This is a genomic window from Pseudomonas siliginis, from assembly GCF_024072275.1.
Taxonomy (GTDB): domain Bacteria; phylum Pseudomonadota; class Gammaproteobacteria; order Pseudomonadales; family Pseudomonadaceae; genus Aquipseudomonas; species Aquipseudomonas siliginis.
The window spans coordinates 1261858-1287289 of the sequence record NZ_CP099598.1; the positions used below are offsets into that span (position 1 = coordinate 1261858).

The window sequence follows — 25432 nt, forward strand, 5'->3', positions numbered from 1 at the left end:
ACATCAATCAATATCTCTGTGTGCTGAACGACCGCTTTCGCGAGCAGGCTCGCTCCCACAAGGGTGTCGCTTGCGGTCGTGCGACATAGGTGCAACGGTCAGCCACAGCCTAAGGCGCTAATATGGCAGTTCAACGCTGTCGATCGCCTGAGATTTCCGTTTTATGCAAACTGCTTACACCGTCCTGATCCTGCTGATGCTGGTCAGCGTCTCGCGACTGGTCGGGCGGGTTATCCCGCTGCCATTGCCGCTGGTGCAAATCGCCGCCGGTGCCTTGCTCGCCTGGCCGACCCTGGGGCTGCACGTCGCCCTCGACCCGGAATTGTTCCTGTTTCTGTTCCTGCCGCCGCTGCTGTTTTCCGATGGCTGGCGCATGCCCAAACGCGCCTTCTGGCAATTGCGCGGACCGATCCTGACCCTGGCCGTCGGCCTTGTTCTGTTCACCGTGGTCGGTGCCGGCTATTTCATTCATTGGCTGTTGCCGACGATTCCGCTGCCGGTGGCCTTCGCCCTTGCAGCGGTTTTGTCACCGACGGACGCCGTAGCGGTTTCAGCGATTTCGCAGAACCGTCTCCCCACGCCGCTGATGCACATCCTCCAGGGCGAGGCGCTGATGAATGACGCCTCAGGCCTGGTGACCTTCAAATTCGCCCTCGCTGCAGCGGTCACGGGCGTGTTCTCGTTGACCAATGCCAGTCTGACCTTCGTCGCGGTGGCGCTCGGTGGTCTGGCGGTCGGCGTGGCGTTGAGCTGGCTGGTCGGACGCCTGCGCGCGTGGATGATCGCCCGTGGCTGGGACGATCCGGCCACTCATGTGGTGTTCATGTTGCTGCTGCCGTTCGCCGCTTATGTACTGGCCGAACGTTTGGGCGCTTCAGGGATTCTCTCGGCGGTGGCGGCGGGGATGATGCAAAGCTGGCTCGACCTGCTGCCGCGCCAGACCAGCACGCGATTGCTTAATCGCAGCGTCTGGGCGCTGCTCGAATTTGCGTTCAATGGCTTGATCTTCCTGCTGCTTGGCCTGCAATTGCCAGACATCATCAAGGCCGTGGTCAGCCATGAGCCGACGCTGTGGCCGACGTTGTTCTATCGCTGCCTCGATGTATTGGCGATTTTCGTCGCGCTGGTGCTGCTGCGGTTCATCTGGGTGCAGAGCATCTGGCGCTTGTCGGTGTTGCTGCGCCGACTGCGCGGCAAGGGCGAGCTGACCCAAGTGCCGACGGCGCGTTCATGCTGGTTGCTGACGGTGGGCGGTGTGCGCGGGGCGGTGACGCTGGCAGGCGTGATGTCGGTGCCGATGCTGATCGGCGCCGAGGCTTTTCCTGAACGCGACTTACTGATCTTCATTGCAGCCGGGGTGATTCTGCTGTCGCTGGTCTCGGCCTGTATCGCGCTGCCCTTGCTGCTGCGCGGCATCGACAAAAGTCCCGACGACAAGCGTCGTCAGGAAGTGCGCGACGCCTGGCGCAAGACGGCCGAAGCGGCGATTCACTCGCTGGAAACCGAAGAAGTCGTCCCACAGGATGCCGCTCAAGCAGCGCTGGCGGCAGAGCTCAAGGCGCGGATCATGTCCGAATATCGCCATCAACTTGATGTGTTCAATGATTCTGCCGAGGCTCAGGCGCTGGCATTCCAGATGGATCTGCTTGAGCGTCGCCTGCGTTTGAAAGCGCTGCGCGCGCAGCGTCTTGAGCTTTACAGCCTGAGCCGTCAGCACCAGATCGGTGATGACGTGTTGCGAGAAGTGCTCGGCGAACTGGATTTGAGCGAGGCCAATCTGGGCCAGGTCAAATAGCCGCTTGAGCGCTTGCAGCAGGGGACTGCCGCAAGCGCTCCGTGATCACTTCTGGCGGGTGATGAAGTCACGAATCCGTTCGGCGGCTTCGACGCATTCCGCCAGTGGCGCAACCAGTGCCATACGCACACGGCCGGCGCCAGGATTGACGCCATCGACATCGCGAGACAGATACGAGCCCGGCACCACGGTCACGTGTTCCTGTTCGAACAGATCGCGGCAGAACGCCGCATCATCGCCCTGCACATTCGGCCACAGATAGAAGCTGCCGTCCGGGCGCTGTACGTCCAGCACCGGGCTGAGGATGTTCAGCACCGCATCGAACTTCTCGCGATACAGCGCACGGTTTGCGCGCACATGCACTTCGTCATTCCACGCGGCAACGCTGGCCAGTTGAGTCTGCACCGGCATCGCGCAGCCGTGGTAAGTGCGATAGAGCAGGAAGCCTTTGAGGATGTCGGCATCGCCGGCAACGAAGCCTGAACGCAGGCCCGGCAGGTTGGAGCGCTTGGACAGGCTATGAAAGACCACGCAGCGCTTGAAGTCATTGCGGCCGAGTTCGACGCAAGCACTCAGCAGGCCCGGCGGCGGCGTCTGTTCATCGAAGTACAGTTCGCTGTAGCACTCGTCGGCGGCAATCACGAAGTCGTACTGATCAGCCAGGGCGATCAGCTTCTTCAGGGTCTCAACCGGAATCAGCGCGCCGGTCGGGTTGCCCGGCGAGCACAGGAACAGGATCTGGCAGCGCTGCCAGATGTCTGGCGAAACGGCGTCGAAGTCCGGGTTGAAGCCGTTTTCATCGAGGCACGGCAGGTAATGCGGCTTGGCCCCGGCGAGAAACGCCGCGCCTTCGTAGATCTGATAGAACGGGTTCGGGCTGACCACCAGCGCATCGTCGCCACGGTTGACCACGGTCTGGGTGAAGGCGAACAGCGCTTCACGGGTGCCGTTGACCGGCAGCACGTTGCGCGCCGGATCGATCCAGCCGTTCGGCACGCCAAAACGACGCTCGCACCAGCCGGCGATGGCTTCGCGCAGGGCCGGAATGCCGAGGGTAGTCGGGTACACCGCCATCTGATCCAGATTGTTCGCCAGCGCTTCGGCGACAAAACTCGGCGAACGGTGTTTCGGCTCGCCGATCGACAGGGCGATCGGGCGTTTGTCCGGGTTCGGCGTAACGCTGCCGAGCAGGGCGCGGAGCTTTTCGAACGGGTACGGCTGGAGCTGGTTCAGAGCGTTGTTCATTGGGGCCTCTTTTAAATGCTCAAGAGCTTTCTGCGGCGAGGGGCTTTATCCCCGTTGGGCTGCGCAGCGGCCCCAAAACCATCACTGCGGTTCAACTGAATGTCCGCATACACAGGTTTTACGACTGCTTCGCAGCCGAACGGGGATAAATCCCCTCGCCACAGGGGATTGTATGTACCGGAGGAAAGCATGGGCTGCATTCACAGGGATAAACGGGTGATTCAGATACTGATTCGCGAAAGTTTGATATCCGGTTCCTGATTGACGCTCAGTTGTTCGACGATCGCATCCTGCAGACGGCTGCACAGCAGCGGATCGGACAGCGGCTGGTTGTGCGCGTCGGTGATGAAGAACACGTCTTCCACGCGCTCGCCCAGGGTCGCAATCTTGGCGTTCTGCAGCGACAGGTCGAACTCGAGGAAAATCCCTCCGACCCGCGCCAGCAGGCCCGGCCGGTCAGGCGCGGTCAGCTCCAGCACGGTCACTGGACGTTGGGCGTCGTTGTGGATCGTTACTTGCGGGGCGAAGGCGAAGTGTTTGAGCTGGCGCGGCACACGGCGCTGGATGATCGTTGGGTAGTCGTCCGGGTTGCGCAGCGCTTCGGTCAGGCCTTCGCGGATCTGCTTGATCCGCGCCGGGTTGTCGCCGATCGATTCGCCTTCGTTGTCGAGCACGATGTAGGTGTCGAGGGTGAACTGGCTGCTCGAGGTGATGACCCGGGCATCGTGAATGTTCAGGTTGAGCTGGTCCATCGCCGCCACGGTCACGGCGAAGAAATCATGCTGGTCCGGCGCATAAATGAAGATCTGCGTGCCGCCTTCGAACTCGCGCTGGGTGGTTTCCTTGATCAGCACCAGAGGCCCGCCATCGACCGGTTGCTGCAGGATCGCATCGCTGTGCCAGGCGACGTCGCCGGCGGTGTGGCGCAGGAAATAGTCATCGCCCAATTGCGCCCACAGCTGCTCGACGTCGTCCGGGTCGGTGCCGCCGCGCACCAGAATGTCCAGCGCGGCGCTCTGCGTCTGGCGGATCTGCTCTTCGCGATCCACCGGATTTTCCAGACCCCGGCGCAGGGCTCGTTTGGTCTCCGTATAGAGCTGGCGCAGCAGACTGGCGCGCCATGAGTTCCACAGCGTCGGGTTGGTCGCGTTGATATCGGCCACGGTCAGCACGTAGAGGTAGTCGAGGCGCGTTTCGTCGCCGACCGCCTGGGCGAAATCGTGGATCACCTGCGGGTCGGACAGATCCTTGCGCTGCGCAGTGGTGGACATCACCAGGTGGTTCTGCACCAGCCAGACGATCAGGCGGCTGTCCCACACCGGCAACTGATGGCGCTGGCAGAACGCCTCGGCATCGACCGCGCCAATCTCCGAGTGATCGCCATGCCGGCCCTTGCCGATGTCGTGGTACAGGCCGGCCATGTAGATCAGCTCAGGTTTGGGCAACTTGGCCATGAGCTTGGCGGCCAGCGGAAATTTCTCCGAGACCTGGGTGTACTGCAGTTTGCGCAGGTGCTTGATCAGGTTCAGCGTGTGCGCATCGACCGTATAGATGTGGAACAGGTCGTGCTGCATCTGCCCGACGATAAAGCCGAACTCTGGCAGATAACGGCCGAGAATGCCGTAGCGGTTCATTCGCCGCAGATTGCGATGGATGCCGATCTTGCACTTGAACAGCTCGATGAACAGGCTGGTGTTGCGGATATCGTTACGGAAGTTGTCATCGATCAGATGACGATGTTCGCGCAGCAGACGAATGGTGTCGGCGCGCACGCCTTTGATTTCCGGCTGCTGGGCCATCAGCACGAAAATCTCCAGCATGGCGAACGGCGTGCGGCGGAACACGTTGTCATTGCGCGCTTCGATGTAACCGTCATGCAACTGGAAGCGCGAATTGATCGGTTGCGGCGGCGCTTCGTCTTCCGGGGCGAGGATGACTTCCTCGAAGTGCTGGATGATCAGATCGCTCAGTTGGGCGATGCTCATCACGGTGCGGAAATACTGCTGCATGAAGTTTTCGACTGCCTGTTTGGCGTCGTCTCCTTCAAAGCCGAGCAGGCCGGCAATGGTGCGTTGATGATCGAACAGCAAGCGGTCTTCGGAGCGGCCGGCGAGCATGTGCAAGGCATAGCGCACTTTCCACAGAAATTCCTGGGACGAGGCGAGCAGGGCATTTTCGCTTTCGACCAGAAAACCTTCGCCGGCGAGGGCGCGCAGGTTCAGGGTGCCGTACTGTCTGCGGGCGACCCAGAGGATTGTCTGAATATCGCGCAGGCCGCCGGGCGAGCCTTTGACGTTCGGTTCGAGGTTGTATTCGGTGTCGTTGTATTTGTGATGACGAGCCTTCTGCTCGGCTCGCTTGGCCAGGAAGAACTCCTTGGCCGGCCACATGTGCGCGGTGCTGGTGACGTCGAGCATGCGCTGGCGCAAACGCTCGGGGCCGCAGATGGTGCGGCTTTCCATCAGATTGGTGACCACGGTCAGGTCGGCGCGGGCTTCTTCGGCGCACTCGTCGACGGAGCGCACGCTCTGGCCGACTTCCAGGCCGATGTCCCACAGAAGCGTAAGAAAACGCTCGATGGAGTCGCGGAAAACTTCGTGGTCAGCGCTGTCGAGCAGGATCAGCAGATCAATGTCGGAATAGGGATGCAGCTCGCCGCGGCCGTAGCCGCCCACTGCCACCAGAGCGATGTCGGCGTCTTCGCTCCAGTTGAACTGCTCCCAGGCCTTTTGCAGGATGTTGTCGACAAACCAGGCGCGGTCTTCGATCAGCCGGCGGATGTCGCGGCCATTGCGAAAACGCGTGTCAAGGACCTCGCGAGCCTGGCGGATCGCCTTCTTGAACGCCGCGATGGGACTCGCTTTGAGGGCCAGTTCAGCCTGGAACTGGCCGCGGTCGAAGAGTTCGGGATCCACCTGCGGCATCGATTGGCTTTCCTTCTATAGGCTGGGAGCGTTCTGGGTGTCAGGCCGAGATGCGCGCGATGGTGTCATCGCTGCGCAAAGTGAAAATCTCGTAGCCGGTGTCGGTGACCAGCAGGGTGTGTTCCCACTGTGCCGAGAGCTTGCGGTCCTTGGTAATCGCGGTCCAGCCGTCGCCGAGAACCTTGGTGTCGGCCTTGCCCTGGTTGATCATCGGCTCGATGGTGAAGGTCATGCCTGCCTTCAGTTCCATGCCAGTGCCGGCGCGACCGTAGTGCAGGATCTGCGGCTCTTCGTGGAAGACCTTGCCGATGCCGTGGCCGCAGAACTCGCGCACCACCGAGAAACCGTTCTTTTCCGCGTGCTTCTGGATCACTTCACCGATGTCGCCGAGGCGGCAGCCAGGTTTGACGATCTCGATGGCCTTGTACATGCATTCCTGAGTGACCTGCGACAGGCGCTCGGCCCAGACCGGTACCTCGCCGACGTGGAACATGCGGCTGGTATCGCCGTGGTAGCCGTCCTTGATCACCGTGACGTCGATGTTCAGGGTGTCGCCGTTTTTCAGCGGTTTGTCGTTCGGGATGCCGTGGCAGACCACATGGTTGATCGAAGTGCAGATCGACTTCGGGTAGCCCTTGTAGTTGAGCGGGGCAGGGATGGCCTGCTGCACGTTGACGATGTAGTCATGGCAGATCTGGTTGAGCTGATCAGTGGTCACGCCCGGTTTGACATGTTCGGCAATCATTTCCAGCACATCGGCGGCCAGTTTGCCGGCGACACGCATGCCAGCGATGTCCTCGGGGGTTTTGAGGTTGACGGTCATACAGGCTCTCTCTGCGCTCGGCGGCGCTTACGGATACGAATTGGGTGGCAAGCGTACATTTTGCGACCCTGAAAAACGCGATTCTACCAGACGGGAGGCGCAAATCCGCGCCTGCATGTCTGGCTTGTGTCTATACAATGGTGCCCATCGAGCCGATTCCAAGGGGGCTGCGCCCATGTCACTGGTGCGAATACAGATTCCGGGTTCCGTTTCTGCGCACCCTGTGGTATAAAATGCGCCGCTTTCCGGGGATGCCCCGAAAAGCTTAAATCCACACACGTGTCGACACGATGACCTGGGTGCCTTGGGCTTTATGCCTCTGGTTGGTCATTGGGATACGTGGAGGCCAAACCCGACTTATCAAGGAACTATCATGTCCCAAGTCAACATGCGCGATATGCTGAAGGCCGGTGTGCACTTCGGTCACCAAACCCGTTACTGGAATCCGAAAATGGGTAAGTACATTTTCGGCGCGCGTAACAAGATTCACATCATCAACCTTGAAAAAACCCTGCCAATGTTCAACGAAGCTCTGACTTTCGTAGAGCGTCTGGCCCAGGGCAAAAACAAGATTCTGTTCGTCGGCACCAAGCGTTCCGCTGGCAAGATCGTTGCTGAAGAAGCAGCACGTTGCGGTTCGCCGTACGTCGATCACCGCTGGCTGGGCGGCATGCTGACCAACTTCAAGACCATTCGTGCTTCCATCAAGCGTCTGCGTGACCTTGAAGTTCAAGCCGAAGACGGTACTTTCGCCAAGCTGACCAAGAAAGAAGCGCTGATGCGCTCCCGTGATCTTGAGAAGCTGGATCGTTCGCTGGGCGGCATCAAGGACATGGGCGGTCTGCCAGACGCACTGTTCGTGATCGACGTTGACCACGAGCGCATCGCGATCACCGAAGCCAACAAGCTGGGCATCCCGGTCATCGGTGTTGTCGATACCAACAGCAGCCCGGAAGGCGTTGACTACATCATCCCAGGCAACGATGACGCCATCCGCGCTATCCAGCTGTACATGGGTTCGATGGCTGACGCAGTTATCCGCGGTCGCAACAACGTTGCTGGCGGTACTGTTGAATTCGCAGCTGAAGAAACTCAGGCTGCAGCTGAGTAATCGACGCCCCTGGCGTTGACTCAGTAAGCAAAAAGGGGGCTTGGCCCCCTTTTTGCCACCTCGAAAACCATTTGTCGGCGCCCACGTCTGTATTTGTCATGTGCGGCAGCCAACATGGGTGGTTCGGGAAGAATTGAACGCCCGTTCGATCGGGTGGAATGGTTGAAAACCTATCCAAGAGGAATTTGAAAATGGCAGCAATTACTGCAGCGTTGGTCAAAGAACTGCGCGAGCGTACCGGCGAAGGCATGATGGATTGCAAGAAAGCCCTGGAAAAGGCTGACGGCGACATCGAAAAAGCCATTGATGACATGCGTGCTTCGGGCGCCATCAAGGCTGCGAAAAAAGCTGGCAACGTTGCCGCTGAAGGCGCAATCGCCATCAAATCGAATGACAAGGCAGCCGTGCTGCTGGAAGTCAACTCGCAGACCGACTTCCTGGCCCTGCAAGACGATTTCAAGAACTTCGTTGCTGCCAGCGTAGAAAAAGCTTTCGACGAAAAACTGACCGACGCAGCTCCGCTGATCGCCGCTCAGGAAACGGCTCGTGAAGCGCTGGTTGCCAAAGTCGGCGAGAACGTCAACATCCGTCGTCTGGTACGCGTAGAAGGTGACGTTGTCGGCACCTACCTGCACGGTAACAAGATCGGTGTTGCTGTTGTCCTGAAAGGCGGTGACGTCGAGCTGGCCAAAGACATCGCTATGCACGTTGCTGCAAGCAACCCTGAGTTCCTGCTGCCTTCGCAAGTCTCCGACGAAGCGATCGAGCGTGAGAAAGCTGTGTTCCTGCAGCTGAACGAAGAAAAGATCAAAGGCAAGCCAGAAAACATTGTTGAGAACATGGTCAAAGGCCGTATCAGCAAGTTCCTGGCAGAAGCGAGCCTGGTCGAGCAGGCGTTCGTCAAGAACCCTGAAGTCAAGGTTGGCGAGCTGGCCAAGAAAGCCGGCGCTGAAATCGTTTCCTTCACTTACTTCAAAGTAGGCGAAGGCATCGAGAAGCCGGTCGACAACTTCGCTGAAGAAGTTGCTGCCCAGCTGGCTGCCGCCAAGCAATAAGACGGTTTTTCAACTGTCGCCCGAAAGAGGCTGCCCGCTAACGCGCGCAGCCTCTTTTCAGATGGGGTACCAATTTTTTATTTGGTTTCCACCCGGAACTGACTTACAAAGCCATGTTCCGATGGCGCTGCAGCAGCGCCAAGCTAGAGTGAACGCCAGCTGTAAACAGCTCGCAAAGAATTTTAAATACGCCGCAGGAGAGATTCGCAATGGCTCAGCAGGGCAGTGGTTATCAGGCTCGCTATAAACGCATTCTACTCAAGCTTAGCGGCGAGGCCCTGATGGGCTCGGAAGAGTTCGGGATCGATCCGAAGGTACTGGATCGCATGGCGCTGGAAGTCGGCCAGCTGGTCGGCATCGGCGTCCAGGTCGGTCTGGTCATCGGCGGTGGCAACCTGTTCCGTGGCGAAGCCCTGAGCAAGGCCGGGATGGATCGGGTCACGGGCGACCACATGGGCATGCTGGCCACTGTGATGAACGCCTTGGCCATGCGCGATGCGCTGGAACGTGCCAATATCTCGGCCATCGTCATGTCCGCCATCTCCATGGTCGGTGTGACCGATCATTACGATCGCCGCAAAGCCATGCGCCACCTGAACTCCAAAGACGTCGTGATCTTCGCGGCCGGTACCGGCAATCCGTTCTTCACCACGGATTCGGCAGCCTGCCTGCGTGCAATCGAAATCGACGCCGACGTTGTGCTCAAGGCCACCAAGGTTGATGGCGTGTACACCGCAGACCCGTTCAAAGACCCGCATGCCGAGAAGTTCGATCATCTGACTTATGATGAAGTACTGGATCGCAAGCTGGGCGTAATGGATCTGACTGCCATCTGCCTGTGCCGCGATCACAAGATGCCGCTGCGCGTATTCAACATGAACAAGCCCGGCGCCCTGCTGAACATCGTGCACGGCGGCGCTGAAGGGACTTTGATCGAGGAAGGCCAACAATGATCAACGAAATCAAGAAAGACGCCCAAGCGCGTATGCAGAAATCCCTGGAATCTCTGAACCACGCGTTCGGCCAGATTCGTACCGGCAAGGCTCACCCGAGCATCCTCGGCAGCGTCATGGTGCCTTACTACGGCACTGACACTCCGCTGAGCGGCGTTGCCAACGTCACCGTGAAAGATTCGCGCACCCTGCAGGTCGTGGCCTTCGAGCGCAACATGCTCGCTGCCGTCGACAAGGCGATCCAGAGCGCTGGCCTGAACCTCAATCCGACCAATCTGGGCGAATTGTTGCTGATCTCCATGCCTGCCCTGACTGAAGAAACCCGCAAGGGCTTCACCAAGCAGGCGCGCAGTGCCGCTGAAGACGCGCGTGTTGCCGTGCGCAACATCCGTCGTGATGCCTTGGGTGAGCTGAAGAAATTGGTCAAGGACAAGGAAATCAGCGAAGACGAAGAGCGTCGTGCTGCTGCCGATATTCAGAAAATCACCGACAAGGCTGAAGCTGATATCGACGCGGCTACCAAGCAAAAAGAAGCGGATCTGATGGCCGTATAAGGTTCGAGCTTTAAATGGACAAGACCAAGCAGACTGCGCCGTCCGCGGTGCCGCGCCATGTCGCGATCATCATGGATGGCAATAATCGCTGGGCGAAAAAACGCTTTATGCCGGGTGTCGCCGGGCATAAAGCGGGCGTGGATGCTGTGCGGGCGGTGATCGAGGTGTGCGCTGAGGCCAAGGTCGAAGTCCTGACCCTGTTCGCCTTCTCCAGTGAAAACTGGCAGCGCCCGGCCGATGAAGTCAGTGCCTTGATGGATCTATTCTTCAAGGCTCTGCGTCGTGAGGCCAAGCGTCTCAACGACAACAACATCAGCCTGCGCATCATTGGCGATCGCTCGCGCTTCCACCCTGAGCTTCAGGCGGCGATGCGCGAGGCCGAGGCCATGACGGTCGGTGCCAACCGCTTTGTCCTGCAGATCGCCGCCAACTATGGCGGTCAGTGGGATATCGCTCAGGCCGCGCAGCGTCTGGCGCGTGAAGTCCAGGCCGGGCACTTGCGCCCGGAGGACATTACCCCGGATCTGCTGCAGACCTGTCTGGCCACCGGCGATCTGCCGTTGCCTGACCTGTGCATCCGCACCGGTGGCGAGCATCGCATCAGCAACTTCCTGCTGTGGCAGCTGGCCTACGCCGAGCTGTACTTCTCCGACCTGTTCTGGCCGGACTTCAAACACGACGCCATGCGCACCGCGCTGGCCGATTTCGCTTCACGCCAGCGTCGCTTCGGTAAAACGAGCGAACAGGTCGAAGCTGGAGCCCGGGTTTAATGCTTAAACAACGAATCATCACTGCACTGATCCTGCTGCCGATCGCCTTGTGCGGGTTTTTCCTGCTCAAAGGTGCCGGCTTCGCGCTGTTCATCGGTCTGGTAGTCAGTCTCGGTGCGTGGGAATGGGCGCGTCTGGCCGGCTTCACCGCACAGTCGTTCCGCGTCGGCTTTGCCGCCGTGGTCGCCTTGATGCTGTTCGTCATGTACGTGCTGCCGGGCCTTGCGCCTTGGGTGCTCGGTGCATCGGTGATCTGGTGGGCGATTGCGACTTATCTGGTGCTGACGTATCCACGTTCCAGCGCGCACTGGTCCACAGCGGCGACCAAACTGCTGATTGGTCTGCTGATCCTGCTGCCTGCGTGGCAGGGTCTGGTGCAGATCAAGCAGTACCCGCTGGGTAACTGGTTGATCATGGCGGTGATGGTGTTGGTCTGGGGCGCGGACATCGGCGCTTACTTTTCCGGGCGCAAGTTCGGCAAGCGCAAGCTCGCGCCGCAGGTCAGCCCGGGCAAGAGCTGGGAAGGCGTGTACGGTGGTCTGGCGCTGAGTCTGGTGATCACTGCGATCGTCGGGCTGGTGCGCGACTGGACCGTGGCCGAGCTGCTCAAAGGCCTGATCGGCGCTGCAGTGATCGTCTTTATTTCCGTGGTCGGTGACCTTACCGAAAGCATGTTCAAGCGCCAATCCGGCATCAAGGACAGCAGTAATCTGCTGCCCGGGCATGGTGGCGTGCTGGATCGCATCGACAGCCTGACCGCAGCCATTCCGGTGTTCGCCGTATTGCTCTGGATGGCCGCACCGTGAGTCGTCCCCAGCAGATTACGGTGTTGGGTGCGACCGGTTCGATCGGTCTGAGCACCCTGGATGTGATTGCGCGTCATCCTGAGCGTTATCAGGTTTTTGCATTGAGTGGTTTCACACGCCTCAGTGAGTTGTTCGCCTTGTGCGTGCGTCATGTGCCGCAGTTTGCCGTGGTGCCTGAAGTGGCCGCAGCGCGCGGTTTGCAGGATGACTTGCGTGCAGCCGGTTTGCCGACTCGCGTCCTGGTAGGCGAGGAGGGTCTGTGTCAGGTTGCCTCCGCGCCCGAAGTCGATGCAGTAATGGCGGCCATCGTCGGTGCGGCCGGGCTGCGTCCGACACTGGCGGCGGTCGAGGCGGGCAAGAAAATTCTGCTGGCCAATAAAGAAGCGCTGGTGATGTCCGGCGCTCTGTTCATGCAGGCCGTGCGCAAAAGCGGTTCGGTACTGCTGCCGATCGACAGCGAACACAATGCGATTTTTCAATGCATGCCAGCGGATTTCGCCCGCGGCTTGAGCTCGGTGGGTGTGCGGCGGATTTTGCTGACAGCCTCTGGCGGGCCTTTCCGGCAGACACCGATGTCCGAGCTGGCGAATGTTTCGCCTGAGCAGGCGTGTGCACATCCGAACTGGTCCATGGGGCGCAAGATTTCCGTGGATTCAGCGAGCATGATGAACAAGGGCCTGGAACTGATCGAAGCCTGCTGGTTGTTCGACGCCAAGCCGGCTCAGGTCGAAGTAGTGATCCATCCGCAGAGCGTGATCCATTCTCTGGTGGATTACGTCGATGGCTCGGTGCTGGCGCAATTGGGCAACCCCGACATGCGCACCCCGATCGCCAATGCCCTGGCCTGGCCGGAGCGTATCGATTCCGGCGTAGCGCCACTGGATCTGTTCGCCATTGCACGACTGGATTTCGAAGCGCCCGATGAAAGCCGTTTCCCCTGTCTGCGTTTGGCCCGTCAGGCGGCCGAAGCCGGCGACAGCGCGCCGGCGATGCTTAACGCGGCCAATGAAGTGGCAGTTGCAGCGTTTCTCGACGGACGGGTTCGCTACCTGGAAATCGCGAGTATCATCGAGGAAGTCTTGAATCTGGAGCCGGTGGTGGCGCTGAACGATCTGGATGCCGTATTTACGGCGGACGCGAAAGCGCGATTGCTGGCCGAGCAATGGTTGAGTCGGCACGGCCGATAGTTTTTGCAACACAACGGCGACACGCGACACTGAACAGGATTGCGGAGAAAGTAGATGAGCGCGCTCTATATGATTGCCGGCACCCTGATCGCCTTGGGTGTGCTGGTCACCTTCCACGAATTCGGCCACTTCTGGGTCGCGCGTCGCTGTGGCGTCAAGGTTCTGCGTTTCTCCGTGGGCTTTGGCATGCCGTTGCTGCGCTGGCATGACAAGCAAGGCACCGAGTTCGTGGTCGCCGCGATTCCGCTGGGCGGCTACGTCAAGATGCTCGACGAGCGCGAAGGCGAAGTGCCGGTCGATCAGCTCGATCAGTCGTTCAATCGCAAATCGGTACGTCAGCGCATTGCTATTGTTGCCGCCGGCCCGATTGCCAATTTCCTGCTGGCGTTGGTGTTCTTCTGGGTGCTGGCAATGCTCGGCAGCGAGCAGGTGCGTCCGGTCATCGGCGCGGTCGAGTCTGGCAGCATTGCCGCCAAGGCTGGTCTGAACGCGGGTCAGGAGATCGTCTCGATCGATGGCGAGCCAACGTCCGGTTGGGCTGCGGTCAATCTGCAACTGGTGCGTCGTCTCGGTGAAAGCGGTGCCATTCAATTGCTGGTGCGCGAGCAGGGTTCTACTGCCGAGTCGCCCCGCACGCTGGCACTGGATAACTGGCTAAAAGGTGCCGACGAGCCGGATCCGATCCGCTCGCTGGGCATTCGTCCTTGGCGTCCGGCCTTGCCGCCGGTGCTTGCCGAGCTGGACCCGAAAGGTCCGGCCCAGGCCGCCGGGCTGAAAACCGGCGATCGCTTGCTGGCTCTTGATGGTCAGCCGCTGAGTGACTGGCAGCAGGTGGTTGATACCGTTCGTACGCGTCCTGATACCAAAATCATGCTGCGCATCGAGCGCGACAATGCTCAAATCGACGTCCCCGTGACCCTGGCGGCGCGCGGTGAAAGCAAATCGCCAAGCGGTTATCTGGGCGCTGGCGTCAAAGCCATCGACTGGCCACCGGAAATGATCCGCGAGGTCAGCTATGGCCCGCTGGCCGCGATTGGCGAGGGTGCCCGTCGCACTTGGACCATGAGCATTCTGACGCTGGATTCACTGAAGAAAATGCTGTTCGGCGAGCTCTCGGTAAAAAACTTGAGTGGACCGATAACCATTGCTAAAGTGGCGGGCGCTTCTGCCCAGTCGGGCGTCGCTGATTTCCTGAATTTCCTTGCTTATCTGAGTATTAGCCTGGGCGTTCTGAATTTGCTGCCCATTCCTGTACTGGATGGGGGGCATTTGTTGTTTTATCTGATCGAGTGGGTGCGTGGTCGCCCCTTGTCGGATCGGGTGCAAGGTTGGGGGATACAGATCGGTATCAGTTTGGTGGTCGGGGTGATGTTGCTTGCTCTGGTCAACGATCTGGGTCGACTGTAACGCTTCGCTGAATTGCGAATCTGCCGCATTTTGCGGAAGTTTGTTTATTGCCAGTTGGAATAAGAAAGGACTTCATGAAACGTCTGCTGCTAACTGCGGTTCTCACCGTATTGATGATCGCCGAAGTTCACGCCGAGTCCTTCACTATCTCTGATATTCGCGTCAATGGCCTCCAGCGGGTCTCCGCGGGTAGCGTCTTTGGTGCCTTGCCGTTGAACGTCGGCGAGCAGGCGGATGATCGTCGCCTGGTGGAATCCACTCGTGCGTTGTTCAAAACCGGTTTCTTTCAAGATATCCAGCTGGGCCGCGAAGGCAACGTTCTGGTCATCACCGTGGTTGAGCGTCCATCGGTCGCCAGTATCGAGATCGAAGGGAACAAGGCGATCTCTACTGAAGACCTGATGAAAGGCCTCAAGCAATCCGGTCTGGCCGAAGGCGAAATCTTCCAGCGCGCCACCCTGGAGGGTGTGCGTAACGAACTGCAACGTCAGTACGTCGCTCAGGGTCGCTACTCGGCAACCGTTGACACCGAAGTGGTTTCGCAGCCGCGTAACCGCGTGGGTCTGAAGGTGAAGATCAACGAAGGTACCGTTGCCGCCATTCAGCACATCAACGTGGTAGGCAATACGGTTTTCCCTGAGGAAGACCTGACCGACCTGTTCGAACTGAAAACCACCAACTGGCTGTCGTTCTTCAAGAACGATGACAAATATGCCCGTGAAAAACTTTCCGGTGACCTGGAGCGTCTGCGTTCCTACTATCTGGACCGCGGCTATATCAACATGGACATCGCTTCGACCCAGGTATCGATTACCCCGGACAAGAAGCACGTCTACATTACTGTCAACGTCACCGAAGGCGAGAAGTACACCGTTCGTGACGTCAAGCTCAGCGGTGACCTGAAAGTCCCTGAAGACCAGATCAAGTCGCTGTTGCTCGTGCAGAAGGGCCAGGTGTTCTCGCGTAAGCTGATGACCACCACCTCCGAGCTGATCACCCGTCGTCTGGGTAACGAGGGCTACACCTTCGCCAACGTCAACGGCGTGCCTCAGCCGCACGATGATGACCACACTGTGGACATCCTCTTCGCTGTCGATCCGGGCAAGCGTGCCTACGTAAACCGCATCAATTTCCGTGGCAACACCAAGTCCGAGGACGAAGTGCTGCGTCGTGAAATGCGTCAGATGGAAGGTGGCTGGGCTTCGACCTACCTGATCGACCAGTCCAAGACCCGTCTTGAGCGTCTGGGCTTCTTCAAGGAAGTCAACGTTGAAACCCCGGCCGTGCCAGGTGTCGACGACCAGGTTGATGTGAACTACGCCGTTGAAGAACAGGCTTCCGGTTCGATCACCGCCAGCGTTGGTTTCGCCCAGAGCGCCGGTCTGATCCTCGGTGGTTCGATCACCCAGAACAACTTCTTGGGTACCGGTAACCGCGTCAGCATCGGCCTGACCCGCAGCGAATACCAGAGCCGCTACAACTTCGGCTACGTTGACCCCTACTGGACCGCCGACGGCGTGAGCCTGGGTTACAACGCGTTCTATCGCACCACCGACTACGATGAACTCGATGCCGATATTTCCAGCTATGCGGTAGACAGCCTCGGTGCGGGCGTGAACGTTGGCTACCCGATCAGTGAGACTTCGCGTCTGACGTTCGGTCTGTCTGCCCAGCAGGACAAGATCAACACCGGTCGCTATACCGTTGACGAGATTTTCGATTTCGTCGAGAAGGAAGGCGACAACTACCTGAACTTCAAGGCCTCGGCCGGTTGGTCCGAGTCGACCCTGAACAAAGGCGTGTTGCCGACCCGTGGTCGTTCCCAGAGCCTGACCCTGGAAACCACCATTCCTGGCAGCGACCTGTCGTTCTTCAAACTTGACTACCGTGGTCAGCTGTTCCAGCCGATCACCGAAAACTACACACTGCGCCTGCACTCCGAACTCGGTTATGGCGATGGTTACGGTTCGACCGATGGTCTGCCGTTCTATGAAAACTACTATGCCGGTGGTTTCAACTCGGTTCGTGGCTTCAAGGACAGCACCCTCGGCCCGCGTAGTACGCCGAGCCGTGGTAACAACCCGGGCACTATTGCAGACCCGGACCAGGATCCGCTGCCGTTCGGTGGTAACGTCCTGATCCAGGGTGGCGTGGAAGTCCTGTTCCCGCTGCCATTCGTCAAGGATCAGCGTTCCCTGCGGACTTCGGTCTTCTGGGATGTCGGTAACGTGTTTGACTCGCAGTGCAAGGACACTACGAACGCCAATGGTTCGTCGTCCAACACCAAGTGCAACGACATCAGTCTGAGCAACATGGCCAGTTCCGTCGGTGTCGGCGTGACCTGGGTCACCGCACTGGGGCCGTTGAGCTTCGCCCTGGCGATGCCGATCAAGAAACCGGATGACGCTGAAACTCAAGTGTTCCAATTCTCCCTCGGCCAGACGTTCTAAGCGTCTGACCCAAGATAACGACAATGGATTTTGTAGGAGTGCATCGTGCGTAAGTTGACTCAATTGGTTCTCCTGGCCTCCGTACTGGTGGCAGGCCCGGCGTTCGCCGACATGAAAATTGCCGTGCTGAACTATCAGATGGCTCTGCTGGAATCCGACGCGGCGAAGAAGTACGCGGTGGATGCAGAGAAGAAGTTCGGTCCGCAACTGACCAAGCTGAAAACCCTGGAAAGCAGCGCCAAAGGCATTCAGGACCGTCTGATGGCCGGTGGCGACAAAATGCAGCAGGGCGAGCGTGAGCGCCTGGAGCTGGAATTCAAGCAAAAGGCCCGCGACTTCCAGTTCCAGTCCAAGGAACTGAATGAAGCCAAAGCCGTTGCCGACCGTGAAATGCTCAAGCAACTGAAGCCGAAACTGGACAGTGCCGTGGAAGAAGTCATCAAAAAAGGTGGTTTTGACCTGGTGTTCGAGCGTGGCGCAGTCATCGATGTCAAACCTCAGTACGACATCACGCGCCAGGTTATCGAGCGCATGAATCAGCTGAAGTAACCCATGACCGTGACTATCAGGCTCGGCCAGTTGGCCGAGCACCTCGGCGCCACCCTGCGTGGCGACCCCGAGACGCAAATTACTGGGCTAGCCACTTTGCAAGAGGCTGGCCCAGCTCAGTTGAGCTTTCTGGCAAATCCCCAATACCGCAAATACCTGGCCGGTTCTCAAGCAGCTGCACTGCTGCTCAAGGAAGCCGACGCTGAGGGTTTTGCCGGTAATGCCCTGGTGGTGCCGGACCCTTACCTGGCCTATGCACGCATCTCGCATCTGTTCGATCCAAAGCCAAAAGCGGCTGGCGGGATTCATCCGACAGCGGTGATCGCGGCGGACGCAGTGGTTGATCCAAGTGCCAGCATCGGTCCGTTCGTGGTGATCGAAGCCGGTGCACGCATCGCTGCTCAGGTCACGCTGGGCGCGCATTGCGTAGTCGGCGCCCGCAGCGAAATCGGTGAAGGCGGCTGGCTGGCTCCGCGCGTCACGCTCTATCACGATGTGCGCATCGGCAAGCGTGTGGTTATTCAGTCCGGCGCAGTGATCGGCGGTGAGGGCTTCGGCTTCGCCAACGAGAAAGGTGTCTGGCAGAAAATCGCCCAGATCGGTGGCGTGACCATCGGCGACGATGTCGAGATTGGCGTGAACACCGCCATCGACCGCGGCGCTCTGGCCGATACTGTGATCGGCAACGGTGTGAAGCTCGACAACCAGATTCAGATCGCGCACAACGTCCAGGTCGGTGATCACACCGCCATGGCTGCATGCGTTGGCATTTCCGGCAGCACCAAGATCGGCAAGCACTGCATGCTCGCCGGCGGTGTTGGTCTGGTCGGCCACATTGATATTTGCGACAACGTTTTCCTGACCGGGATGACCATGGTGACTCACTCGATTACCGAGCCGGGCGCCTATTCTTCCGGCACAGCCATGCAACCGGCGGCCGAATGGCGCAAAAGCGCGGCCCGAATCCGTCAGCTCGATGACATCGCGCGACGGTTGAAACAGCTGGAAAAGCGCGTTGGGGAAGTGACCCCTGACGGTAATGCTTCATCTGATGGCTGATACCATTTCCATATCAAGTGTGCACAGCCTCTGGACTGCCTCCTTGATTTGCTAGAGGAGTGCGCGTCAGTCGCGCTCCCAATCTTTACATAGGCTTTCCCCTGAAATGATGGACATCAACGAGATTCGCGAATACCTGCCTCACCGTTACCCGTTCCTGCTGGTGGACCGGGTGGTGGAACTGGACACTGAAGGCAAGCGAATTCGCGCCTACAAGAATGTCAGCATCAATGAACCGTTCTTCAATGGTCACTTCCCTGCGCATCCAATCATGCCGGGCGTGCTGATCATCGAGGCGATGGCTCAGGCTGCCGGGATCCTCGGTTTCAAGATGCTCGACGTCAAACCGGCCGACGGCACCCTGTATTACTTCGTCGGTTCCGACAAGCTGCGCTTCCGCCAGCCAGTCAAGCCGGGCGATCAGTTGATCCTTGAAGCGACTTTCATCAGCTGCAAGCGCAAGATCTGGAAGTTCGAATGCCAGGCTTCGGTGGACGGCAAGCCGGTCTGCTCGGCAGAAATCATCTGCGCGGAACAGAAAGTATGAGTTTGATTGACCCTCGCGCAATCATCGATCCGTCCGCCGTTCTGGCTGACGGCGTCGAGGTCGGCCCGTGGTCGATCATCGGCGCAGGTGTGGAAATCGGCGAGGGTACCGTGATCGGGCCGCATGTGATCCTCAAGGGGCCGACCCGCATTGGTAAACACAATCGCATCTACCAGTTTTCTTCGGTAGGCGAAGACACCCCGGATCTGAAGTACAAAGGCGAGGAAACCCGCCTGGTGATCGGCGACCACAACGTTATTCGTGAAGGCGTGACCATTCACCGTGGCACCGTGCAGGACCGTTCGGAAACCACGCTGGGTGATCACAACCTGATCATGGCCTATGCCCACATCGGCCATGACAGCGTCATCGGCAATCACTGCATTCTGGTCAACAACACTGCGTTGGCCGGGCATGTACACGTTGACGACTGGGCGATCCTCTCCGGTTTTACCCTGGTGCATCAGTACTGCCACATCGGCGCCCACAGCTTTTCCGGCATGGGCACAGCGATCGGCAAGGACGTTCCGGCGTTCGTCACCGTATTCGGCAACCCCGCCGAAGCGCGCAGCATGAACTTCGAAGGCATGCGCCGTCGCGGTTTCAGCGAAGACGCGATTCATGCGCTGCGCCGCGCCTACAAGACTGTCTACCGCCAAGGCCTGACGGTCGAGCAGGCGCTGGCAGAGCTGGCAGAACCGTCTGCGCAGTTCCCTGAAGTCGCCGTGTTCCGCGATTCGATCCAGGCGTCGACTCGCGGCATCACCCGCTGATCATGGCCAGTCTGCGTATTGCGCTGGTGGCGGGTGAGGCTTCCGGTGACATTCTCGGCGCCGGCCTCATGCGCGCGCTCAAGGCACAGCACCCGGCAGTCGAGTTCATCGGCGTCGGCGGTCCGCTGATGCAGGCCGAAGGCCTGACCTCGTACTTTCCCATGGAGCGCTTGTCGGTCATGGGGCTGGTAGAGGTCCTCGGTCGGCTGCGTGAATTGCTCAAGCGCCGCAAAGAGCTGATTGCCACACTGATCGCCGCGAAGCCGGACGTGTTCATCGGCATCGATGCGCCGGATTTCAACCTCAATATCGAACTCAAGCTGCGTCAGGCCGGGATCAAGACCGTGCATTACGTCAGCCCGTCGGTATGGGCGTGGCGGCAGAAGCGGGTGCTGAAGATCCGCGAAGGTTGCGATCTGATGCTGACCCTGTTGCCGTTCGAGGCGAAATTCTACGAAGAGAAAGGCGTGCCGGTGCGTTTCGTCGGTCACACCTTGGCCGATACCATTCCGCTGCAAGCCGACCGCGCCGCTGCACGCACCGAACTGGGATTGGCCGACGGCCCGCTGGTAGCGCTGATGCCGGGCAGCCGTGGCGGGGAAGTCAGTCGCCTCGGTGCGCTGTTCCTCGACACCGCCGAACGTCTGCGCGGCATGCGTCCGGGCGTGCGCTTTGTCATTCCTTGTGCAAACGCGGAACGCCGGGTGCAACTCGAGGCCTTGCTTGCTGGCCGGGATTTGCCGGTAACCTTGCTCGACGGTAAATCCCACTTGGCCCTCGCCGCGTGCAACGCCGTGTTGATCGCCTCCGGCACTGCTACCCTTGAAGCGCTGCTGTATAAGCGGCCGATGGTGGTGGCCTATCGGTTGGCGCCGCTGACGTACTGGATTCTCAAACGCATGGTCAAGAGTCCGTACGTGTCGCTGCCCAACTTGCTCGCCCAGCGCTTGCTGGTGCCGGAGTTGTTGCAGGATGATGCGACTGTCGAAGCCTTGGCGCAGACACTGTCGCCATTGATCGATGGCGGTGATGAACAGACCCGCGGTTTCGACGAGATCCACCGCACGCTGCGGCGCGATGCTTCCAATCAGGCGGCGCAAGCCGTCCTTGACCTGATCGGCAAACCACAATGAGCAAGACAAGCATGCAAATGGGCCTGGATTTCACCCTGGTCGCCGAAGTCGAAGAACTGGTCGCCGGTGTTGATGAAGTCGGTCGTGGTCCGTTGTGCGGTGCGGTGGTGACGGCGGCAGTGATTCTCGATCCGAACCGGCCGATCCTCGGCCTCGACGATTCGAAAAAACTCACCGAAGCCAAGCGCGAAAAGCTCTATGACGAGATCTGCGAAAAGGCGCTGAGCTGGTGCATCGCTCGCGCCGAAGTCGAAGAAATCGACGATCTGAATATCCTCCACGCGACCATGCTGGCCATGCAGCGCGCGGTTGCCGGTCTGCACATTCAGCCGAAACTGGCGATGATCGACGGTAACCGCTGCCCGCATCTGCCGATGCGTGCCGAGGCGGTGATTCAGGGCGACGGCAAGGTGCCGGCGATCGCGGCGGCGTCGATTCTGGCCAAGGTCAGTCGTGACCGCGAAATGGCGGCGTTCGAATTGATCTACCCGGGCTACGGCATCGGCGGCCATAAAGGCTACCCGACGCCCGTTCATCTGGAAGCACTGGCGCGGCTCGGCCCGACGCCGATTCACCGCCGCTCGTTCGCCCCGGTACGCCTGGCTTACGAGGCGCGGGAAAGCCTGACGCAGGTTTAGGCGCAAGGCTGATGTTTTATTCGAGGCCCGGTACAATCCGGGCCTCGTTGTCTCTATGTAACTGGACAGGATCACTATGCCGGCTTCATTCGTTCATCTACGCCTGCACACTGAATACTCCCTGGTCGACGGGCTGGTGCGGATCAAGCCGCTGGTCAAGGCGCTGACCGCCATGAACATGCCGGCGGTCGCGGTCACCGACCAGAACAACATGTGTTCCCTGGTCAAGTTCTATAAAAACGCCATGGGCGCCGGCATCAAGCCGATCTGCGGCGCCGACCTGTGGCTGGCGAACAAGGACCCGGATGCACCGCTGAGCCGCCTCAGCCTGCTGGTGATGAACGCTCAGGGTTATCGCAATCTCACCGAATTGATCTCGCGTGGCTTCATCGAAGGCCAGCGCAACGGCATGGTCATCGTCGAGCGCGAGTGGGTGGCCGAGGCCAACGAAGGTTTGATCATGCTGTCCGCCGCCAAAGAAGGCGAGATCGGCATGGCCATGATCGGCGGCAATCCGGCGGAAGCCGAAGCGCTGGCGCGCGAGTGGATGGCGGTGTTCCCGGATCGCTTCTATCTGGAAATCCAGCGCACCAACCGCCCCAACGATGAAGAACAGCTGCACGGCGCCGTGGCACTGGCCGACAAGCTTGGCGCACCGCTGGTGGCGACCAACGATGTGCGTTTCATCAAGCAGGAAGACTTCGCCGCCCACGAAACTCGTGTGTGCATCGGTGAGGGCCGCGCCCTCGATGACCCGCGTCGTTCGAAGAATTACAGCGATCAGCAATACCTGAAAAGCGCCGAGGAAATGCTCGAGCTGTTCAGCGATATTCCCGACGCCATCGAAAACACCGTCGAGATCGCCAAGCGCTGCAACATCGAAGTGAAGCTGGGCACACACTTCCTGCCCAACTTCCCGATTCCCGATGGCATGACCATCGACGAATATTTCCGCAAGGTCTCCTTCGAAGGTCTCGAAGAACGCTTGGCTGTGCTGCTGCCCAAAGACACTACTGAAGACTACGAAGCCAAGCGTCAGGTCTACGTCGACCGCTTGAATTTCGAGCTGGATATCATCATCCAGATGGGCTTCCCCGGTTACTTCCTGATCGTGATGGACTTTATCCAGTGGGCCAAGAACAACGGCGTTCCGGTAGGTCCTGGCCGTGGGTCGGGTGCCGGATCGCTGGTGGCTTACGTACAGAAGATCACCGACCTCGACCCGCTGGAATATGACCTGCTGTTCGAACGTTTCCTCAACCCGGAACGGGTTTCCATGCCCGACTTCGACGTCGACTTCTGCATGGACGGTCGTGACCGGGTGATCGATTACGTGGCCGAAAAGTACGGCCGCAACGCGGTGAGCCAGATCATCACCTTCGGTTCCATGGCCGCCAAGGCTGTGGTCCGTGACGTGGCGCGGGTGCAGGGCAAGTCCTATGGCCTGGCGGATCGTCTGTCGAAGATGATTCCGTTCGAAGTCGGCATGACCCTGGAAAAAGCCTACGAACAGGAAGAAATCCTGCGCGACTTCATCAAGGTCGATGAAGAAGCAGCGGAAATCTGGGAGATGGCGCGCAAGCTTGAGGGCGTGGTGCGTAACGTCGGCAAGCACGCCGGTGGTGTGGTGATCGCACCGACCAAACTCACCGACTTCTCGCCGATCTATTGCGACGAGGCCGGTGACGGTCTGGTGACCCAGTTCGACAAGGACGACGTTGAGGCCGCCGGTCTGGTGAAGTTCGACTTCCTCGGCCTGCGTACCCTGACGATCATCGACTGGGCGCTGAAAACCATCAACCGCGACCGCGCCAAGGTCAACGAGCCGCCGCTGGATATCGCCTTTATCCCGCTCGACGACAAGCCGACCTATCAGTTGCTGCAAAAAGCCGAAACCACGGCGGTGTTCCAGCTTGAATCCCGGGGCATGAAAGAGCTGATCAAAAAGCTCAAGCCCGACTGCCTGGAAGACTTGATCGCACTCGTTGCACTGTTCCGTCCCGGTCCGCTGCAATCGGGCATGGTGGACGACTTCATCAACCGTAAGCACGGTCGCGCCGAACTGGCCTATCCGCACTCGGACTACCAGTACGACGGGCTCAAGCCGGTACTGGCGCCGACTTACGGCATCATCCTGTATCAGGAACAGGTGATGCAGATTGCCCAGGTCATGGCCGGTTACACCCTCGGCGGTGCGGACATGCTGCGTCGGGCGATGGGTAAGAAAAAGCCCGAAGAAATGGCCAAGCAGCGCGGCGGCTTCATCGAGGGCTGCGCGACCAACGGGATCGACGCGGATCTTGCCGGTAACATTTTCGACCTGGTGGAAAAATTCGCCGGTTACGGCTTCAACAAGTCCCACTCCGCCGCTTACGGCCTGGTGTCATACCAGACCGCTTGGCTGAAAGCTCACTACCCGGCGCCGTTCATGGCCGCGGTACTTTCGGCGGATATGCACAACACCGACAAGGTCGTGACCTTGATCGAGGAAGTGCGGACGATGAAGCTGCGTCTCGACGCGCCGGACGTGAACACTTCGGAGTTCAAGTTCACGGTGAACGACGACGGCCGTATCGTTTATGGCCTCGGCGCGATCAAGGGTGTCGGTGAAGGTCCGGTGGAAGCGATCACCGAAGCGCGACAGGCCGGTCCGTTCAAGGATCTGTTCGATTTCTGCGCGCGGGTCGACCTCAAGCGCATCAACAAGCGCACCCTCGATGGACTGATCCGCAGCGGTGCGCTGGATCGCCTCGGCCCGTATTTCCACGACGAACAAAAGGCCTATCAGGCCAACATCGACCGTAACCGCGCGGTATTGCTGGCGGCGATGGAAGAGGCGATCAAGGCGGCCGAGCAGACCGCGCGAACCCACGACAGTGGCCACGCCGACCTGTTTGGCGGCTTGTTCGTCGAAGAAGACGCCGACGTTTACGCGTCTCATCGCAAAGCCAAGGAACTGACCCTCAAGGAACGCCTCAAGGGTGAAAAAGACACCCTGGGCCTGTACCTGACCGGTCACCCGATCGACGAATACGAAGGCGAAATCCGCCGCTTCGCCCGTCAGCGCATCATCGACCTGAAACCGGCGCGCGATACGCAGACGGTGGCGGGGATGATCATTGCCCTGCGGGTGATGAAGAACAAGAAGGGCGACAAGATGGGCTTCATCACCCTCGACGACCGCTCCGGACGGATCGAAGCGTCGCTGTTTGCCGATGCGTTCCATTCGGCGCAGTCGCTGCTGCAGACCGACGCGATGGTGGTGGTCGAAGGCGAGGTCAGCAATGACGACTTCTCCGGCGGCCTGCGCCTGCGGGTCAAGCGCGTGATGAGCATGGAAGATGCGCGCACCAATCTGGCCGAGAGCCTGCGCCTGAAGCTGCACACCCAGGATCTGAAAGGCGATCAGCTACGCTGGTTGGGCGAACTGCTCAAGCGTCATCGCGGCGCGTGCCCGGTGACCATGGAGTACACCAGCCCGGATGCGAAGACCTTGCTGCAGTTCGGCGAGACCTGGCGGATCGACCCGGCGGATACCTTGATTCAAGCCCTGCGTGACCAGTTCGGGCGAGACAACGTCTTCCTCCAATACCGTTGACCGGCAAGTGCCATCATTGCGCTTGCCCACAACCTGAATTTTTAATCTCGACCTC

Annotated in this window: 20 protein-coding genes; 17 read left to right on the forward strand and 3 right to left on the reverse strand. The window is 59.5% G+C overall.

The features are described 5' to 3' along the window. The first annotated feature begins 163 nt into the window (after positions 1-163). Positions 164-1795, forward strand: coding sequence for a Na+/H+ antiporter (locus tag NF676_RS05985; RefSeq protein WP_041478133.1), 1632 nt, complete (start codon positions 164-166; stop codon positions 1793-1795). Positions 1796-1840: 45 nt separating this feature from the next. Here NF676_RS05985 and dapC read toward each other — a convergent pair whose 3' ends face one another. The 3 genes from dapC to map form a co-directional block, all read right to left on the reverse strand. Beyond that, on the reverse strand, positions 1841-3040 hold the full coding sequence (gene dapC, locus NF676_RS05990; protein ID WP_252868871.1) for a succinyldiaminopimelate transaminase: 1200 nt from the start codon (positions 3038-3040) through the stop codon (positions 1841-1843). 221 nt (positions 3041-3261) lie between these two features. Next, the gene (locus NF676_RS05995; protein WP_016771478.1) at positions 3262-5964 is read right to left on the reverse strand and encodes a [protein-PII] uridylyltransferase; all 2703 of its coding nucleotides are present in this window, start codon (positions 5962-5964) and stop codon (positions 3262-3264) included. 40 nt (positions 5965-6004) lie between these two features. Then, positions 6005-6787 (reverse strand): type I methionyl aminopeptidase, encoded by a 783-nt coding sequence (gene map, locus NF676_RS06000; protein WP_056783207.1) that lies wholly within the window; start codon positions 6785-6787, stop codon positions 6005-6007. Positions 6788-7160: 373 nt separating this feature from the next. On the opposite strand from map, the gene rpsB reads away from it, so the two are divergent. The 16 genes from rpsB to dnaE all read left to right on the forward strand — a co-directional run bounded on the left by rpsB (position 7161) and on the right by dnaE (position 25377). Continuing rightward, positions 7161-7898, forward strand: coding sequence for a 30S ribosomal protein S2 (rpsB, locus tag NF676_RS06005; protein WP_003222119.1), 738 nt, complete (start codon positions 7161-7163; stop codon positions 7896-7898). Positions 7899-8089: 191 nt separating this feature from the next. Beyond that, positions 8090-8953 (forward strand): translation elongation factor Ts, encoded by an 864-nt coding sequence (gene tsf, locus NF676_RS06010; RefSeq protein ID WP_095180487.1) that lies wholly within the window; start codon positions 8090-8092, stop codon positions 8951-8953. 209 nt (positions 8954-9162) lie between these two features. Continuing rightward, a complete protein-coding gene (pyrH, locus tag NF676_RS06015) occupies positions 9163-9906 on the forward strand; it encodes a UMP kinase (protein WP_003222124.1) in 744 nt (247 codons plus the stop codon). Next, the gene (gene frr / locus NF676_RS06020; RefSeq protein ID WP_252877522.1) at positions 9903-10460 is read left to right on the forward strand and encodes a ribosome recycling factor; all 558 of its coding nucleotides are present in this window, start codon (positions 9903-9905) and stop codon (positions 10458-10460) included. The genes pyrH and frr overlap by 4 nt, the downstream gene beginning before the upstream one ends. 14 nt (positions 10461-10474) lie before the next feature. Beyond that, positions 10475-11230 (forward strand): polyprenyl diphosphate synthase, encoded by a 756-nt coding sequence (gene uppS / locus NF676_RS06025; protein WP_016771475.1) that lies wholly within the window; start codon positions 10475-10477, stop codon positions 11228-11230. Beyond that, positions 11230-12036 carry a phosphatidate cytidylyltransferase gene (locus NF676_RS06030; protein WP_016771474.1) on the forward strand — a complete coding sequence of 269 codons (807 nt, stop codon included), beginning with the start codon at positions 11230-11232 and terminating at the stop codon, positions 12034-12036. The genes uppS and NF676_RS06030 overlap by 1 nt, the downstream gene beginning before the upstream one ends. Next, positions 12033-13223 (forward strand): 1-deoxy-D-xylulose-5-phosphate reductoisomerase, encoded by a 1191-nt coding sequence (gene ispC / locus NF676_RS06035; protein WP_252877523.1) that lies wholly within the window; start codon positions 12033-12035, stop codon positions 13221-13223. Before NF676_RS06030 ends, ispC begins: the two co-directional genes overlap by 4 nt. Positions 13224-13277: 54 nt before the next feature. Continuing rightward, complete coding sequence (gene rseP / locus NF676_RS06040) at positions 13278-14630, forward strand: sigma E protease regulator RseP (protein WP_056783211.1); 1353 nt, start codon at positions 13278-13280, stop codon at positions 14628-14630. A gap of 74 nt (positions 14631-14704) precedes the next feature. Next, on the forward strand, positions 14705-17080 hold the full coding sequence (gene bamA, locus NF676_RS06045; RefSeq protein WP_041478127.1) for an outer membrane protein assembly factor BamA: 2376 nt from the start codon (positions 14705-14707) through the stop codon (positions 17078-17080). A 45-nt stretch (positions 17081-17125) separates the two neighbouring features. Next, positions 17126-17629 carry an OmpH/Skp family outer membrane protein gene (locus NF676_RS06050; protein WP_003222140.1) on the forward strand — a complete coding sequence of 168 codons (504 nt, stop codon included), beginning with the start codon at positions 17126-17128 and terminating at the stop codon, positions 17627-17629. Positions 17630-17632: 3 nt separating this feature from the next. Beyond that, positions 17633-18688 carry a UDP-3-O-(3-hydroxymyristoyl)glucosamine N-acyltransferase gene (gene lpxD, locus NF676_RS06055; protein ID WP_056783213.1) on the forward strand — a complete coding sequence of 352 codons (1056 nt, stop codon included), beginning with the start codon at positions 17633-17635 and terminating at the stop codon, positions 18686-18688. A gap of 106 nt (positions 18689-18794) precedes the next feature. Beyond that, entirely contained in the window at positions 18795-19235 is a 441-nt protein-coding gene (gene fabZ, locus NF676_RS06060; protein WP_016771469.1) for a 3-hydroxyacyl-ACP dehydratase FabZ, read from the forward strand. Further along, a complete protein-coding gene (gene lpxA / locus NF676_RS06065) occupies positions 19232-20008 on the forward strand; it encodes an acyl-ACP--UDP-N-acetylglucosamine O-acyltransferase (protein ID WP_016771468.1) in 777 nt (258 codons plus the stop codon). The genes fabZ and lpxA overlap by 4 nt, the downstream gene beginning before the upstream one ends. 2 nt (positions 20009-20010) lie before the next feature. Continuing rightward, positions 20011-21141, forward strand: coding sequence for a lipid-A-disaccharide synthase (lpxB, locus tag NF676_RS06070; protein ID WP_431078345.1), 1131 nt, complete (start codon positions 20011-20013; stop codon positions 21139-21141). Between the two features lie 11 nt (positions 21142-21152). Further along, positions 21153-21779 (forward strand): ribonuclease HII, encoded by a 627-nt coding sequence (rnhB, locus tag NF676_RS06075; protein WP_016771466.1) that lies wholly within the window; start codon positions 21153-21155, stop codon positions 21777-21779. Between the two features lie 76 nt (positions 21780-21855). Beyond that, positions 21856-25377 (forward strand): DNA polymerase III subunit alpha, encoded by a 3522-nt coding sequence (dnaE, locus tag NF676_RS06080; protein ID WP_122747625.1) that lies wholly within the window; start codon positions 21856-21858, stop codon positions 25375-25377. Positions 25378-25432 lie beyond the last annotated feature (55 nt).

What these genes read in the sequence shown, in the direction of transcription:
- NF676_RS05995 (WP_016771478.1), bottom strand. Translation starts at nt 5,964, where the DNA reads ATGCCGCAGGTGGATCCCGAACTCTTCGACCGCGGCCAGTTCCAGGCT.
- NF676_RS06030 (WP_016771474.1), top strand. Translation starts at nt 11,230, where the DNA reads ATGCTTAAACAACGAATCATCACTGCACTGATCCTGCTGCCGATCGCC.
- rseP (WP_056783211.1), top strand. Translation starts at nt 13,278, where the DNA reads ATGAGCGCGCTCTATATGATTGCCGGCACCCTGATCGCCTTGGGTGTG.
- bamA (WP_041478127.1), top strand. Translation starts at nt 14,705, where the DNA reads ATGAAACGTCTGCTGCTAACTGCGGTTCTCACCGTATTGATGATCGCC.
- pyrH (WP_003222124.1), top strand. Translation starts at nt 9,163, where the DNA reads ATGGCTCAGCAGGGCAGTGGTTATCAGGCTCGCTATAAACGCATTCTA.
- frr (WP_252877522.1), top strand. Translation starts at nt 9,903, where the DNA reads ATGATCAACGAAATCAAGAAAGACGCCCAAGCGCGTATGCAGAAATCC.
- rpsB (WP_003222119.1), top strand. Translation starts at nt 7,161, where the DNA reads ATGTCCCAAGTCAACATGCGCGATATGCTGAAGGCCGGTGTGCACTTC.
- map (WP_056783207.1), bottom strand. Translation starts at nt 6,787, where the DNA reads ATGACCGTCAACCTCAAAACCCCCGAGGACATCGCTGGCATGCGTGTC.
- lpxA (WP_016771468.1), top strand. Translation starts at nt 19,232, where the DNA reads ATGAGTTTGATTGACCCTCGCGCAATCATCGATCCGTCCGCCGTTCTG.
- uppS (WP_016771475.1), top strand. Translation starts at nt 10,475, where the DNA reads ATGGACAAGACCAAGCAGACTGCGCCGTCCGCGGTGCCGCGCCATGTC.
- fabZ (WP_016771469.1), top strand. Translation starts at nt 18,795, where the DNA reads ATGATGGACATCAACGAGATTCGCGAATACCTGCCTCACCGTTACCCG.
- dnaE (WP_122747625.1), top strand. Translation starts at nt 21,856, where the DNA reads ATGCCGGCTTCATTCGTTCATCTACGCCTGCACACTGAATACTCCCTG.
- rnhB (WP_016771466.1), top strand. Translation starts at nt 21,153, where the DNA reads ATGCAAATGGGCCTGGATTTCACCCTGGTCGCCGAAGTCGAAGAACTG.
- lpxB (WP_431078345.1), top strand. Translation starts at nt 20,011, where the DNA reads ATGGCCAGTCTGCGTATTGCGCTGGTGGCGGGTGAGGCTTCCGGTGAC.
- tsf (WP_095180487.1), top strand. Translation starts at nt 8,090, where the DNA reads ATGGCAGCAATTACTGCAGCGTTGGTCAAAGAACTGCGCGAGCGTACC.
- lpxD (WP_056783213.1), top strand. Translation starts at nt 17,633, where the DNA reads ATGACCGTGACTATCAGGCTCGGCCAGTTGGCCGAGCACCTCGGCGCC.
- NF676_RS05985 (WP_041478133.1), top strand. Translation starts at nt 164, where the DNA reads ATGCAAACTGCTTACACCGTCCTGATCCTGCTGATGCTGGTCAGCGTC.
- dapC (WP_252868871.1), bottom strand. Translation starts at nt 3,040, where the DNA reads ATGAACAACGCTCTGAACCAGCTCCAGCCGTACCCGTTCGAAAAGCTC.